Raw genomic sequence first — 15314 nt, forward strand, 5'->3', positions numbered from 1 at the left:
CTGTTCTTTCAGCGGAAGCTTTTATTTCAGCTCCTGCGTGTGATACAGACGGGCGTACTGCCCGTCTTTTTTTATGAGCTCCTCGTGGGTGCCGCTCTCCTGGATCCTTCCGTCGTCGATCAGGATGATCCGGTCTGCGTCCCGCACAGTGGCCAGCCTGTGGGCGATGATGAGGGTTGTCCTGCCAGCCCTCAGCTCGTCAAAGCTCTTCTGTATATAGCTCTCCGTCACCGTGTCCAGGGCCGAGGTGGCTTCGTCCAGGATGAGGATCTTCGGGTCCTTCAGGAAAATGCGGGCGATGGCAATTCTCTGTTTCTGCCCGCCGGAGAGCATGGTCCCCCTCTCCCCGATGTAGGTGTCAAAGCCTCCTGGCATCTCCATGATATCCTCAAAGATCTCCGCCTTCTTCGCCGCCCGTACCACCTCCTCGTAGGAGGCGTCAGGCTTTCCGTAGCGGATGTTCTCGTACACCGTGTCCGCAAACATGAACACATCCTGCTGCACCATGCCGATGTTGTCCCTCAGGGATCTCTTCTTCACATCCCGGATGTCCATCCCGTCGATCCTGATGGAGCCGCCTGTCACATCGTAAAACCGTGGAATGAGCTGGCAGAGGGTGGTCTTCCCGCCGCCGGAGTGTCCCACCACGGCCACGGTCTGTCCCGGCTCGATGTGAAGATCCACGTCCGTCAGCACCTCCCCGTTTCCATTGTAGGAAAAGCTGACATGATCCATATCGATCCGCCCTTCCCTCACAGTCAGGTCCAAAGCCCCCTCCTTTTCCTTCACCGTCGGCTCTATGGCCATCAGCTCCTGGAAGCGCCGAAGCCCCGCCGTGCCGTTGGTGAAGATCTCCGCAAAGTTGGAGAGCTTCCGTACCGGGGTGATGAAGGTGCTGATGTAGAGATTAAAGGTGATCAGGTCCACATAGTTCATCCGCCCCTGCATGATCAGCCATCCGCCGAAGGTGATCACCGCCACGGGCATGATGCACATGAAAAACTCCAGGGAGGCGTTAAACCTTCCCATGGCCTTGTAGTAACCGCTCTTGGAGGATTTGAACATGTCGTTGGACTGATCGAACCGGGCCTGGTCCACCTCCTCGTTGGCAAAGGCCTTGGAGGTGCGGATGCCTGAGATGCAGGACTCTATGTCCGCGTTGATGGAGGCCATCTTCTGCTTCACCTGCAGGGAGGCGTCCGACATGCTTCTCTTACAGAGCATGACCACCACAAGGAAGACCGGAATGATCACCGCCACCACAAGGGCCAGCCGCCACTCGATGGAAAACATGACTCCCAGGGCTCCCACAATGGTGAGGACAGAGATCAGCAGGTCCTCCGGCCCGTGGTGAGCCAGCTCCGTGATCTCAAAGAGGTCTCCCGTCAGCCGGTTCATCAGCTTTCCCGTCCTGTTAGCGTCGTAAAATTCAAAGTCCAGATCCTGGAGGTGACGGAACAAATCCCTCCGGATGTCCGCCTCCACCCGGACGCCGAAGGTGTGTCCCCAGTAGGTCATGATGTAGTTGCAGCCGGACCGCAGCACATAGCTGACCGCCACAATGGCCATGACCGTGAAGAAGGTGCCGTACAGCTTATCCGGCAGCATCTCGTACATGGCGTGCCTGGACACCAGGGGAAAGGCGAGATCCACCGCCGCCACCAGGACGGCGCAGAACATATCCAGAAGGAAGATGCCTATGTGGGGCTTAAAATAGGAAAGCAGTGTTCGCAGCATCTCTACTGTCCCTCAAAAAGAGGTGTGGAAAAATACCTCTCCGCCGTGTCCGCCAGGATCGTCACCACCGTCTTTCCCTTTCCCAGCTTTCTTGCCATGCGCTTTGCCACGGCCACATTCGTCCCGCTGGAGATACCGCACATGAGTCCCTCCTTTGAGGCCAGCTCTCTGGCTGTCTCCAGGGCCTCCTCGTCTGTCACGATCTCAATGTGGCTGTATATCTTCTGGTTCAGGATGGCCGGGATGACACCGTCGCCGATGCCCATCTGGATGTGGGTGCCCACCTCTCCTCCTGAGAGGATGGCCGCGTGCTCCGGCTCCGCCGCCCAGATCTCCACGTCCGGGTTGGCCTCCTTCAGGGCCTCCCCCACGCCTGTGATAGTGCCCCCGGTTCCGATTCCGGAGCAGAACCCATCAATAGTGATACCTGCCTGCTCCAGGATCTCCCGACCCGTCTGCTCCTTCTGGGCCTGGCTGTTGGCCTCATTTTCAAACTGCTGGGGTACATACACGTCCGGATTCTCCGCCGCCATCTTCATGGCGGTCTCCAGACACTCATCAATACATTTTCCGATATTTCCTGCGTCGTGGATCAGCTTTACCTCCGCCCCGTAGTGCCTTACCAGCTTTCTCCTCTCCTCGCTCACCGAGTCGGGCATGATGATGATGGTCCTGTAGCCCTTGACCGCGCCGATGAGGGCAAGGCCAATGCCCTGGTTGCCGCTTGTGGGCTCCACGATGGTAGTCTTACCGGGCTGGATCAGCCCCTTTTTCTCCGCTGCCTCTATCATGTTAAGGGCGGTCCTCGTCTTGATGGAGCCGCCTGCGTTCATAGCCTCGAATTTCACGAGGATCTGGGCGTCCTCAGGTCCGGTCATATGGTTCAGCCGGATCAGAGGCGTGTTCCCGGTTGCCTCAAGTATATTCTCGTAAATCATTCCTTTATCTCCTCCGCACATTGTGATTAATATATCATATGACGCCGACCCCTATTTCGTCTCCGTCTTCTTCGGCCGGGCGATATTGAACGGGATATTGACTCCCAGGGGGTTCACGATCACCCCTTTGGCCTCAGGCGGCAGGAGCTCCGGGATCTTGGCGTACTCGATGACCGCCGTCCTGTACTTATTGTCCCTGTTGAACTTGCGCAGCTCGTCGGGATCGGTGAAGATGGGCAGGAACACAGACCCGTCCTTCTGCTTCATGACAAGGAGGCCCTTGTCCGGCTCCGCCGGCACGAGATACTTTCCTCTCTGCAGGTCAACCAGCAGCTCCTCCTGCATCTCTTTGAGCTCCTCTGTCATCTGCTGCTTCGGGTCCTTTCTCATCTGCTGCATAAAATAGAGGGCGGTGAGATGAAACTGGGGGTTTTCCACCCATTTCCTCCCATCGGGAAGGTTGTCCATATCCGGCCTCTTTACCAGCTCTCCCAGCTGCAGATGGATCTCATCCTCCAACCCCTTGTTCACCGCCATGGCGTTGACTCCCATGGTGAACAGGTTCGAGTAGAAGGACAAAAGATGCCTGTTCTCCAGCTTTGCGATGTTGACCGGGTCCTTCTGCGCCAGAAGGAGCTTCCCGCCCTTCTGGGCCTCCTCCTCCGTCTTGTAGAGAAGCACCTCGTCGTCAAAGGTCTCCGGATCGCAGAAGACAAAGGGCATCCTTGTGTGCATGGATATGATGACAAAAAGCTCCTTTGCGTTTCGCAGATGGGCCAGCGCCTTCTGCCTGTCCGGGCTGTTTTTTGTATTGTTCTCTTCTTTCATAGGGATATTCCTTTCTGCTGTTTCAGTACGTAATCCGCTATTTATCATACATCATTTAGAAAGGAAATTCAACCGGACGCAGGGTCTTCCGGCGGGCTCTTTTACAGGGCTTGGAGGCGGCTCCTCTAGCTGGCCGAGAAATCATACTGGCGGGGCAGCTTCGCCTCCCTGCCGGCCTCATCCCGGTGAAGAGACTGCCACAGCTTCCCGATGGAGTCCTCCCCCTCCCGGATATCCTCTAAAAGAAGGCCTCCCTTCTCCTCCAGAAGTCTTTCTGCCTCCCGGTTCTCCCCCAGTCTGTGGAGAGCGAAAATATAGATGAATTTCAGTCGGCTGTTCGCCTTCAGCTCTGCCTCCATCTCTCTGTAAAATGTCCGGATCTCCTCCGATGCGCCCATCATATGCAGCATCCGGAAGCCCTCCTTCATGTAGGGGAGCCGGTCCTCCCGCCGGGGCAGCCCTGCCGCCAGATGCATGCCCCGCAGGATCTCCTCCCGTGCTCTTATCTCCTCCCCCTCTCTCAGGCTGACGCAGGCCAGGGCGTGGTACGCCCAGGGATTTTCCTCAAGCTCCAGGGACCGCTCCAGCATAGTCCGGGCCCTCTCCCCCTGTTCGGCCTGAGCCAGCCAGACGCCGGCCTGGTAAAAGGCGTACCAGTTGTCCCGGTTGCAGCCCTCAAGGGTGCTCTCCAGAAATCCGATACTGTCCCCGTCTATGAGGAATTCATCGGGCCGCTCTGTCACATCCGGCGCCTTGAGCTCCCCGGTCTCAAAGAACCGCTGCCAGCTCTGAAGCGGCCCCTCCGGCACCTGGAAGGCAAGATGCTCTGTCCACCTTCCCTGGTTTCTCATAGCGCCATAGCCGCTCCCTGCGCGAACCAGGCAGGCCGGGCTCTTGGCCATGGCCTTTGTGTCTGCCAGGAGCCGCTCCATCCGCTCCGGCTCCCCGGACTTATGTATGGCCGCTGTCAGGGCGGCGCTCCTTGCGGCGTGGGGAAGGTCCAGCACCTTCTTTTCCACACAGGCAGAGCCGTATCTCTCCAGCCACTCCCAGGCCGTGTGGGGCGACATGGGAATACAGCCGTACTGGGTCTTTCCAAGCCCCGCCTGGATCTCGATATATCTGCCCGCCTTGTCTGTCAGGAACTCCTGCCACCTGTCCGAGCCCTCCCGGCTGCCCCAGGAGAAAAGCTTCCGGCTGCGCAGCCTTTTGGTGGACATCTGGAGAAGGCCAAAGCCCTCCCTGTCTACGTTGGCCACGTACTTGGGCGACTCCTGCGGGATGTCGAAAAAGTAGTCCACAGACCGGGGAATTTTCTTATAGTCCGTGATATCCACCCCGTTCACCACCGGGATATCCACCTTGAACACAGCGCCGTCCGCGTAGGTGAAGGCCTGCTTTGCGGGAACGATCACACGCCCGCCCTCGTACTCGGGAACCGCCATATTGCTCCACCAGTACATGGGAATGACCTGGCTGCTCTCATTGACGATCCGCATCCGGCAGTTCAGGAACCGATCCTTCTCCCCCAGCCAGAAATCCATCTGGTACGTCACTTTTCTTATCCTCTCATACTCGTACATGCGCAGCACGGGCTCCCCGCTCCCAAGAGCCGTCCGGGCCGCATACAGCGGCTCTGTGGTCAGGGGCGTGTGGCCGATAACGCCGATGTTCCACTCCACGCCTCCGCTGAACCAGGCGTTCCGCACTGCCAGGTTGCTGAACCGAAGGACATCGTTTGTGTAGAGAAGGTTGCGGCCCTTCTCCTTGTCCCACAGCTCCCACAGCCGTCCCCCGTACCCTGGAAGAAAGACCGCTCTCAGGAAGTCATTTTCCAGCACAGCGCTTTCTACGTCCCTCTCCTCAAGCTTTCGGGTGTAGCAGCTGTACTGTCTGTACGGGTAGGCGTTCTTCCGCCTGCCGTAGCCCTCATAGATCTCATCCTCCTCGCTCAGCCGGAAGACAAGGTCGTTCTGCAGGATCTTCTCCCCCAGAAGATCAGGAAGGCAGGACTCCTCTCCGAGTCCTGCCACTCTCATTTTCTTTGTCTCAAATCGCAGTTCCGGTCTCATAGAAATTTTCTCCTTTTGCCGTGTAGAATTTTAGATAGTTACATCTATAGTATCCTATCACGGCGGTCGGTGCAATCTGAATTCCTGCTCTCTTATTGTAATTTATTGCTCCTGTTACTGCGGCCCCTCCTCACCTTTCTTTGTCAGTATTTTCATGAACTCCTCGCCTGTTATGGTCTCCTTCTCATAGAGATACTGTGCCAGCTCGTCCAGCTTCTTCTTGTTCTCGCGGATGATCCGGATGGCCTTCTCATGCTGCTGCTTCACCAGCTCTACAACCTTCTGATCTATCTCTGCCTGGGTCTGGGCAGAGCAGGCAAGGGAGGTATCCCCGCCCAGGTACTGATTTGTGCGGGTTTCCATGGCCACCATGTCAAATGTGTCGCTCATGCCGTACTGGGTGATCATGGCCCGGGCCAGCTTGGTGGCCTGCTCAATGTCGTTGGAGGCGCCTGTCGTTATGGAGTGGAACTCCACCTCCTCAGCTGCCCTTCCGCCTGTCAGAGTGGCGATCTTGTTCTCGATCTCCTCCTTGGTCATCAGGTAGTGATTGCCCTCCTCCACCTGCATGGTGTAGCCGAGAGCCCCGGACGTCCTTGGCACAATGGTGATCTTCTGCACCGGAGCCGACTGGGTCTGCATGGCAGCCACAAGGGCGTGACCGATCTCGTGGTAGGCCACGACCAGCTTCTCCTTGTCTGTCAGGATGGCGTTCTTCTTCTGGTAGCCTGCGATAACCACCTCGATGCTCTCCTCCAGATCCGCCTGGGTGGCAAACTTCCTGCCATCCCGGACCGCCCGGAGGGCCGCCTCATTGACAATGTTGGCCAGCTCTGCCCCCGAGGCGCCGGATGCCATGCGGGCAATCTTGTTGAAGTCCACATTGTCCGCCACCTTGATCTTTCTGGCGTGCACCTTTAAAATATCCTCCCTGCCCTTCAGATCCGGCAGCTCCACCGGCACTCTCCGGTCAAACCGTCCCGGCCGCAGGAGGGCGGGATCCAGGGATTCCGGACGGTTGGTGGCCGCCAGGATGATGACGCCTGTGTTCTCCTCAAATCCGTCCATCTCTGTAAGCAGCTGGTTCAGTGTCTGTTCTCTCTCGTCGTTTCCGCCCAGCTGGCCGTCCCTCTTCTTTCCGATGGCATCGATCTCATCGATGAAGACGATACAGGGCGCCTTCTCCTTTGCCTGACTGAACAGATCTCTCACCTTGGAGGCGCCCATGCCCACGAACATTTCCACGAACTCAGAGCCCGAAATGGAAAAGAAGGGCACGTTTGCCTCGCCTGCCACGGCCTTGGCCAGCATAGTCTTGCCGGTTCCCGGAGGGCCCACAAGGAGGATGCCCTTCGGCATGGAGGCTCCGATCTCTTTGTATTTGCCGGGGTCATGGAGATACTCCACGATCTCAGTCAGATTTTCCTTTGCCTCGTCCTCCCCTGCAACATCGGAGAATTTAATCCCCTCAGAGGACTTCACGTAAATCTTGGCATTGCTCTTTCCCATGCCAAACATCATGGAGTTGGGGCCTCCCCCCGCCCTCTTGGCCAGCTTCCTGGACATGTACTGTCCGATGGCGATGAAGATGATGATGGGGATCAGCCAGGAAAAGATGGCCGTCACGATGGGCGACGTCTGCTGGATCTCCTGTCCTGAAAAGGACACTCCGGCGTCATAGAGGCGCTGGGTCAGGCCTTCGTCCTGCACCATGGCAGTCCGATAAATATGCTCTTCATCTTTGTCTGTAAAAAGGATCGTATTCTCCTGCTCCTGTATCTCCGCTTTCCCTACTTTCCCTTCATTCGTCATATCGATAAACGTTCCGTAGTCCACGTCCTTGATCTCCCTCTCAGTGATAAAGGGCACGGCCAGGAAATTGAAAAGCAGGAGGGCGATGATCACGATCATATAGTAGTAGATCAGCGGTTTCTTCGGTGTCTTTACTTCTTTCATTGTGCTTCCTCCTGTTCCTGTGTCTTTTGTTCCTCACAGCTCATCTGGGCATCGATGGCCGACAGGGCCGCCCGCATGGCGTGCCTCATGGCCTGAACGGCGAAATCCATACTGAACTCCGCGTACAGAGTGCTGGCCTCAGCCCTCCTCTCCGCACGGTCTTCTATATCGGACATATCGTCCGCCATCTCGTTCTTTAAAATATCGTCCGCTTTTTTCATATATTCGAGCTGGATGTCAGCCAGCCGCCTGGCAGAGCGGGAGCGGCACCCCTTCATGCCCTGCTTCAGGATGTACTCATTTTCCATACACTCCTGATCCATACGGCGGCACTCTTCTCTGATAGCCTCGTGTTCCATCTGCTGACACGTCACCAGATGAGCCTGGAATTTCTCATACTGCTTCTCCATCTCACAGAGCTTCGCCGAAAAAATCCCCTGCTGTACACTCATTTCTGTCAGCCTCCTTTCCGTATTTTACTTTACCAGAGCTGAAACCCTTTTTCCATTTTCAATCTTTTCCAGCTGACTAGACAGATCCCGGGATTTGTAAAGCTGGACAAGAACATCTCCTCCATGCTATCATGGACGGGAAACAGCCCCTCACGGCAGCACGAGCCCGTGCAGGCTCACATACATAGGTTCACGACAGGAGGCAGGATTTTGGCTGAGAACGTAAAAGAAAAAATCGCGGAGACCTTTCTGGCCATGACCGCCAGAAAGAATTTTGACAAGATCACAATCAAAGACCTGGTACAGGAGTGCGGCATCTCCCGCCAGGCCTTCTACTATCATTTCCAGGATATACTGGAGGTTATTGAATGGATCATGCAAAGAAGCGCGGACGAACTCCTGCGGCGCAGCCTGCAGGCAGAAGACCCCAAGGCCGCCCTCCGCCTCTTCATTGATTTTTCCATGGAAAACAGAAGCTTCATCCACCACCTGCTCCGATCCCGGCAGCGTGAGCAGATGGAACATATCATCCACAAGAACTTCCACAGCTACCTGGAAAGCCTCTACAGACACACGGCAGTGGACGCATCCTTAAGCTACCGGGATCTGACCATGGCCCTGGACTTTTTCACCTACGGGATCTCCGGCGTGCTGATTGAGAGCTGCCGCAGCGGCCAGGCTGACCCGGAGGCGCTGACAGACCAGCTGTACAGACTGCTGACAGGGCAGATGGTACAGCTGCCCTCCTCTTAATCCGGTATACTCTCCTCCACGCACAGCGCCCCATACCCTACCTGGTTGTTGGGGTAAGCAGCAAAGCCCGGAAGCTGCCGGGCTCCTCTTCTCAAATAGGCCTTTATCTTTTCCCCGTAGAGATAAGGGTCGTTTTCTTTTATGATCCCCCACTCCATGAGGAGGGCTGCCCCGCCCGTCACAAAGGGGGTGGCAAAGGAGGTGCCGGTGACTGCCGTCACTGTGCCTCCCGGCGCCCGCGTCATAATCCCCACGCCGGGAGCCGCCAGATCCGGCTTGGTCCGGTAGCCCTCCCCCTCGCCCCCGCGCCCGGAAAAATCCGCATAGGTAAAGGTGAGGGCATCGTAGGCCCCCACCGTAATCACCCGGGAAGCGGTGGAGGGAATGGTGAAGGTGGCCTCCTCCGAGGGCAGGAGAAAGCCTGTGCCCGGGTTCAGGACAGCCTCTGACGGAAGCCACATCTGATACCGTCCGTCCACGATCCTTCCCGTCTCCAGCCGGATGGTCCACACCCCGGAGGCGATGTAGGTCTCCACCGGCAGAAGATCGATGAAGATCTCCTGCACCAGGCTGTAGGGGCTGGGCTCCCCATAGTAGACGAGGATCTCCGTGGGGCCGATCCGCATCCTCTGGGTGCCCCTTATCTCCTGGATGGGATCGCTGCGGACCCCGGAGGGGGTGATAAGTAGGATGCGCACCTGATCCGCGTAGGTCTTCCAGATCTGGATGCTCATGGCCGTCTGCCTGGGCTGCACCCCCAGCTCAATATCCTTTGTCTCATAGCTTGCAAGCCTCCCCGTGGTGTGGCCGGCTGCGTTCCCCTCATTGCCCGCCCCCACGCAGATGGAGGTACGGCCCAGGTTGGCCACATCGTCTATGTACCGCTCCAGAAGGGAGGAGCCGTCGTGGGCCCCGTACGTATTTCCAAAGCTGATGTTTATGGCCAGGGGCATCCGGTACTCCAGCGATTTTCTCACCGCATAGTCAATGCCCGCCATCAGCTCTGTGGTTCTGGGAAATCCCTCTGCCCGTGGCACGCCCAGCTTCACGATGAGAAGGCTGCTCCGGAAGGCCACTCCCCTGTACCTGCTCTCTCCTCCCCCGTTTCCCGCCGCGATAGCTGCCACGGAGGTGCCATGTCCTGAGGTGTCCACGCTGGGGACAATGCTCCTTTGCTCCGCCTCCCCGGGAGCCGCGATGGCCTCATCGATCTGCTCTCTTGTGTACTCTGTCCCCAGGGCATATCCAGGCGGCGGTCCCTCTCCCCGATCCGATCTGGGAACCGCGGACTGATCCCACAGCGCAAGGATCCTGGTACGGCCCTCCTCATCCCGGAAATCCGGCAGCATATAGTCAATCCCCGAGTCTATGACCGCCACCAGGACTCCCTGTCCGAAAAGGGAAAGGCGCCCGCCCTGCACTGTATCGATGCAGGACACGCGCCTCCCGTCAGCGGTCTGAAAAAACAGCCGCTTTGGCTTTTCAATATACTCCACCTCCGGCAGCGCCGCCAGGGCGGACAGCCGGGACTCCTTCACAGTGACGATGGCATACTCGTTCAGGAGCTCTGTCATCCGGACCGACAGGGCCTTTATATCATCCAGACTCCCGGAGTATTTCACGATCACGTCCCACTCTCTCTCGATGGGATCGTACCCCACATCCAGCTCCAGCGACTTTTCTCTCTCCTCCTGGGTAACATCCAGCGCAAGATTCAAAAGATCCTCGATCTTCTGTCCCGCCATCTGCCCTCACTCCTTTGACAAGTTATTTTGCATGATATTCTACATGACCACGATCCCGCTGTCCGTGTAGGGAGCCAGGGAGAGGGGAATGAAAAAGCCCTTTTCATGCCGGCAGACCGGGCATACCTCGGGCGCTTTTGTTCCCCTGTGGATATGGCCGCAGTTCAGGCACATCCAGGCTCCCTCCTTCGCCAGCTCAAAGTAGGTGTTTGTCTCCATCAGCTCCCGTATTTTCCCGAACCGCTTGGCGTGGGTCTTCTCCACCTCGGCGATCTGGTAAAAAGCGGATGCCGCCTCCAGAAAGCCCTCCTCCTTGGCCTGGTCGCCAAAGGCCTGGTACACGTCCTTATATTCCTCCGTCTCGTTGTGCTCCGCCGCCCGCAGAAGGTCTGTCAGGGAGTCGTAGGTATCCACCGGGAAGCCGCCGCAGATCTCTATCGTCTCCCCCTCGGCCTCCTTCAAGAGCTCATAGTAGCGCTGGGCGTGGGCTCTCTCCTGGTCCGCGGTGAAGAGAAAGATCTGCCCCACCGAGTACATGTGGTGCTCCATGGCCATCTCCGCCGCGATGGTATACCGGTTTCTGGCCTGGCTCTCCCCGGCAAACGCCTTCATCAGATTTTCCTTTGTCCTGCTCTTACAAAAATCAACTGCCATGATACATACTCCTTTACCTTTTTACATAGAGTATGTACCATGGCAGTGATTTTATACCTTGTATTCCACGTTTTCCCGGCTGTCACTTTGCCTATCTACTGGAAACCGATCAGCCTTCTGGCCACCATGTAGGCCAGAGAAGAGATCTTTCTTCCGGATCTTCCCGGCAGGTTCATGGTCTGTCCGAGGATGCCGTAGCGAATCTTCACATAGGTTCTGGCGTCCTTCTTCCGCAGGTACAGCCACAGATCCTTTTTCTTGTCCAGGTTCTCCTTCTCCTTGGAGCGGATGCACAGAATGGAAGAGACGGTCATCATGATGGCGAGATAGTTGATCATGTATTTTTTCAGCTTCTTGTTGGTGATCTCCCTCATCTGATACATGTCGATCATCTTCTTTGTGACAAAGATCTGCTGATCCAGTCTCTTGATCATAACCTTCTCGTTGACCGACTGATCCTCACGCCCGATATAGTAGCGGTAGAAATCCTCATCCATATAGTAGAGCTTCCGCACATGGGGCAGCGGATAATATACATAGATGTTATCCACATAAAAGGTGTGCTTGGGCAGCCTCAGCTGACACAGAAGCAGCAGCTCTGTCCGGTAGATCACCGAGTGCATAAGGATGTACTGATCCAGATGAAAATGCCCTATATCCGACCAGTGGAATATCTCGTCCTGGGGCAGTACGTTCCGGTAGTGGATACATTTTTTATTCTCCACTCCGACCTTCTCATACACATAGTTGGCGATGAGCATATCCACCTCCTCGCCCTCGTCCTCGAAGTTCCTGAGGACCTGAAGGATTCTGTGAAGGGATTCCTCATTCACCCAGTCGTCGCTGTCCACAACCTTAAAATATTTTCCTGTTGCGTTGGAAAGCCCGCAGTTTACTGCGTCTCCGTGTCCGCCGTTCTCCTTGTCGATCACTTTTACGATATCCGGATATTTCTCCGCATACTCATGTCCTATCTTTGATGTGTCATCGCTGGATCCGTCATTTACAATGATGATCTCCACGTCCTCCCCGCCCTGAAGGATGCTCTCGATCGCATGCGCCATATAATCCTGGGAATTATAGCACGGGATCGCAAACGAAATGTACTTCATATTTTTCTTCCTCCTGACTTTTATAGTATATAGTATTCCTCCGGTTTTTCCAACTTAAACTTTGCAAAATCTTCATCACACAATTGTAAAAAGGAGGGTTTTCCGGTATAGTTATGTGTAGAAGGCCGACGGGCCCCTTGCCCCTGCCTGGCAGGGCCCTGGCCGCTGAACAAAAGCTTGGAGGAGAGAACATGAAAAAAAATATCATTGTGGGACAGTCCGGAGGTCCCACGGCAGTCATCAACGGAAGTCTCTACGGTGTTGTGTCTGAGGGTATCAAAATGACAGACCACATCGACACGGTATACGGAATGATCAACGGAATAGAGGGATTTCTCCAGGGCCACTACATGGATCTGGGAGCCCTGGACACAACCAACGAGCTGGAGCTTGTGCGCACCACGCCAGGCGCTTACCTGGGCTCCTGCCGCTACAAGCTGCCGGAGGACCTGCACGACCCAGTGTACCCGGAGCTGTTCCGACGCTTTGAGGAGCTGAATATCGGCTACTTCTTTTATATAGGAGGAAACGACTCCATGGACACGGTGAGCAAGCTGTCCCGGTACGCCGGATTTATGAACAGTACCATCCGCTTCATCGGCGTTCCCAAGACCATTGACAACGACCTGGTGGAGACAGACCACACACCGGGATATGGAAGCGCCGCCAAGTACGTGGCCACCACCGTGCGGGAGATCGCCATCGACGCCTCCGTGTACGACAACAAGCAGTCTGTCACCATCGTGGAGATCATGGGCCGCCACGCCGGATGGCTCACAGCCGCCAGCATGCTGGCCAGGAAGTTTGAGGGGGACAACCCGGTGCTCATCTACCTGCCGGAGGTGGCCTTTGACCAGGATGCCTTCATCGAGAAGGTGCGCACCTCCCTGGAGACCACACCCAACCTGGTAGTCTGCATCTCCGAGGGCATCAACGACGGAAAGGGCACCTTTATCTGTGAGTACGCCAGCGAGGTGGGCACAGACACCTTCGGCCACAAGATGCTCACCGGCTCCGGAAAATATCTGGAGAACCTGGTAAAGGAGCGGCTGGGCGTCAAGGTTCGCTCCGTAGAGCTGAATGTCTGCCAGAGATGCTCCTGCTCACACCTGTCCCGGGTGGATCTGGACGAGGCTGTCAACGCGGGTGTCTACGCCGTACAGGCAGCCCTTGCAGGGGAGAGCGGGAAAATGATTACTTTCATAAGAAACAAAAGTGTACCCTATGAGCTCTCCTACAGCACCGCGGACGTCAACATCATCTGCAACAAGGAGAAATGCGTACCTCTGGAGTGGATCACAAACGATGGCTCCGACATCAGCGACGCCTTCATCGACTATGTCCGCCCCCTGACCCAGGGACACGTGGAGCTTCCCACAAAGAACGGCATCCCTCTTTTCGCCTACCGCAAGGCATAGAAAGGGACACGTACCGGACAGAGGGCAGCTCCGGATCCATAAGAAGCTATAGAAAAAGCAGGGCAGCGCAGCCCCATAGGCTACGCTGTCCTGCTTTTGTTCTGCTCTTGTCTCCGGTCCGAGACAGCCTTTGTCTCCATCAGCCTCTCGATGGTGCGCCGGATATCCTCCTTTGTCGTCTCAGGATGGATGGTGCACATGCGAAGAACCTTCCTCCCCCGCAGCTCTGTCGTAAATATCTGGGCAAAGCCGCTGTCGGTTATCTCCGCGGATATCTCCTGGTTCACGGCGTCCAGCTCCGCCTCAGACAGAGAGCCGTCCGCCCTGTAGCGGAAGTTCACGATCCCCAGCCAGGGGCCGGACAGGAGCTCCCATTCCGGCTCTTTTCTGATGATCCCCGCCGCCAGCTCTGCCAGCTCACAGCCGTGTTCCACCACACGTCCCAGCTCCTCTGTCCCCATAGTCTGGAGCGTAAGCCACAGCTTCAGTCCCCTGGCCGGCCTTGTCAGCTCCGGCCCCAGATCCCAGAATTCCACGCCTCCCTCCGAGGTCTCCGCGTCCTTTAAATACTCCGGATGAGCGGCAAAGCTGCGGACCAGATCATCCCTTCTTCTCACCAGAACCGCGCTGCACCCGTAGGTCTGCAGCATCCACTTGTGGGCATCCCAGCTTAAGCTGTCCGACAGCTGGATCCCGTCCAGCTCTTTTTTGTATGTTTCAGACAGGAGGGCTGACGCCCCGAAGGCCCCGTCCACATGCATCCACATATCATATTTCCGGCAGATACCCCCGATCGGCCTCAGAGGATCCACGCTCCCCGTATTCGTTGTCCCCGCAGAGGCGATGACCGCAAAGGGGATTTTCCCGTCCGCAAGATCCTTCCTGACCGAGGACTGCAGCGCGGCCATATCCATGCGGAAGCTCTCGTCCACGGGGAGGATCCGGATCTGCTCCCTGCAAAACCCGATCATGTGAAGCCCCTTGGACACAGAGGCATGGGTCTGCCCGGACAGGTAGACTACAGCCCTCCCCCGGTCCTCCCATGCCAGCTTTGCGTCTCTTGCCGCTGTCAGGGCAGTCAGATTGGCAATAGAGCCGCCGGACACGAAGAGTCCTCCGCTCCCCTCCGGATACCCGGCTTTTTCACACATCCATCGGATCAGCTTCTTCTCCACCAGATCTGCTGCTGGTCCGTTGACCCGGCAGCTGGCGTGGGGATTGTAGGCGCTGGTCATCACATCCCCCATCCAGGAGAGGAGGGACATGGTGGACGGAACGCAGGAAAAGCTGCGTGGGTGCTGCCCCAGGAGTGTGCTGGAATAAATATCCTGCTCCATCTCCCGGAAAACCTCCTCCACAGAGCGCCCTCCGGCCGGGATAGCCTGCTTTTCTATGCGCGAAAGGCTGTCCTCGGCAGCTGGGCGGCAGACAGCCTCATTTTCTATGTGCTCATAAAAATCCACGGTTCTGGAAACAAACGCTCTCAACAGCTCTCCAATCTCCCGATTTTGTTCTCTCGTGTCTATACGCATATTTCTTGTACCTCCTTGACCGCTTCTGATTATCATGCTAACATGAATAAAAACCACTGTAAAATTCATAGTTTTTATAGAAACATTCAATAATTTTGAACATTCTTGTCAGAAAGC

General features: G+C 56.5%; 12 protein-coding genes. 2 read left to right on the forward strand and 10 right to left on the reverse strand.

The genetic code is table 11. The features are described 5' to 3' along the window. Positions 1–21 precede the first annotated feature (21 nt). The 6 genes from NI21_RS0100535 to NI21_RS0100560 all read right to left on the reverse strand — a co-directional run bounded on the left by NI21_RS0100535 (position 22) and on the right by NI21_RS0100560 (position 7983). Positions 22–1737, reverse strand: coding sequence for an ABC transporter ATP-binding protein (locus NI21_RS0100535; protein WP_033124292.1), 1716 nt, complete (start codon positions 1735–1737; stop codon positions 22–24). A gap of 2 nt (positions 1738–1739) precedes the next feature. After that, entirely contained in the window at positions 1740–2675 is a 936-nt protein-coding gene (cysK, locus tag NI21_RS0100540; protein ID WP_033124293.1) for a cysteine synthase A, read from the reverse strand. Positions 2676–2726: 51 nt separating this feature from the next. Further along, complete coding sequence (locus tag NI21_RS0100545) at positions 2727–3503, reverse strand: SseB family protein (protein WP_033124294.1); 777 nt, start codon at positions 3501–3503, stop codon at positions 2727–2729. A 125-nt stretch (positions 3504–3628) separates the two neighbouring features. Beyond that, positions 3629–5575, reverse strand: coding sequence for a DUF5107 domain-containing protein (locus NI21_RS0100550; RefSeq protein ID WP_033124295.1), 1947 nt, complete (start codon positions 5573–5575; stop codon positions 3629–3631). Between the two features lie 114 nt (positions 5576–5689). Further along, positions 5690–7531 (reverse strand): ATP-dependent zinc metalloprotease FtsH, encoded by a 1842-nt coding sequence (gene ftsH / locus NI21_RS0100555; RefSeq protein ID WP_033124296.1) that lies wholly within the window; start codon positions 7529–7531, stop codon positions 5690–5692. Then, complete coding sequence (locus NI21_RS0100560; RefSeq protein ID WP_033124297.1) at positions 7528–7983, reverse strand: hypothetical protein; 456 nt, start codon at positions 7981–7983, stop codon at positions 7528–7530. Before NI21_RS0100560 ends, ftsH begins: the two co-directional genes overlap by 4 nt. Positions 7984–8193: 210 nt before the next feature. Here NI21_RS0100560 and NI21_RS0100565 point away from each other — a divergent pair, with 210 nt between their 5' ends. Then, entirely contained in the window at positions 8194–8736 is a 543-nt protein-coding gene (locus NI21_RS0100565) for a TetR/AcrR family transcriptional regulator C-terminal domain-containing protein (protein ID WP_033124298.1), read from the forward strand. Here NI21_RS0100565 and NI21_RS0100570 read toward each other — a convergent pair. From NI21_RS0100570 to NI21_RS0100580, 3 genes are all read right to left on the reverse strand, one after another. Further along, positions 8733–10481 (reverse strand): S8 family peptidase, encoded by a 1749-nt coding sequence (locus NI21_RS0100570; RefSeq protein WP_033124299.1) that lies wholly within the window; start codon positions 10479–10481, stop codon positions 8733–8735. The genes NI21_RS0100565 and NI21_RS0100570 overlap by 4 nt on opposite strands. A gap of 39 nt (positions 10482–10520) precedes the next feature. Next, on the reverse strand, positions 10521–11135 hold the full coding sequence (locus NI21_RS0100575) for a rubrerythrin family protein (RefSeq protein ID WP_033124300.1): 615 nt from the start codon (positions 11133–11135) through the stop codon (positions 10521–10523). 95 nt (positions 11136–11230) lie between these two features. Next, positions 11231–12247: a glycosyltransferase family 2 protein gene (locus NI21_RS0100580; RefSeq protein WP_033124301.1), complete on the reverse strand. Its 1017-nt coding sequence runs from the start codon at positions 12245–12247 to the stop codon at positions 11231–11233. 191 nt (positions 12248–12438) lie between these two features. On the opposite strand from NI21_RS0100580, the gene NI21_RS0100585 reads away from it, so the two are divergent. Beyond that, the gene (locus NI21_RS0100585) at positions 12439–13665 is read left to right on the forward strand and encodes a 6-phosphofructokinase (protein ID WP_033124302.1); all 1227 of its coding nucleotides are present in this window, start codon (positions 12439–12441) and stop codon (positions 13663–13665) included. Between the two features lie 80 nt (positions 13666–13745). On the opposite strand, the gene NI21_RS0100590 is transcribed toward NI21_RS0100585, so the two are convergent. After that, positions 13746–15197 carry an aminotransferase class V-fold PLP-dependent enzyme gene (locus NI21_RS0100590; RefSeq protein WP_033124303.1) on the reverse strand — a complete coding sequence of 484 codons (1452 nt, stop codon included), beginning with the start codon at positions 15195–15197 and terminating at the stop codon, positions 13746–13748. Positions 15198–15314 lie beyond the last annotated feature (117 nt).

It is taken from the genome of Eubacterium sp. ER2 (genome assembly GCF_000765215.1).
GTDB lineage: Bacteria > Bacillota > Clostridia > Lachnospirales > Lachnospiraceae > Claveliimonas > Claveliimonas intestinigallinarum.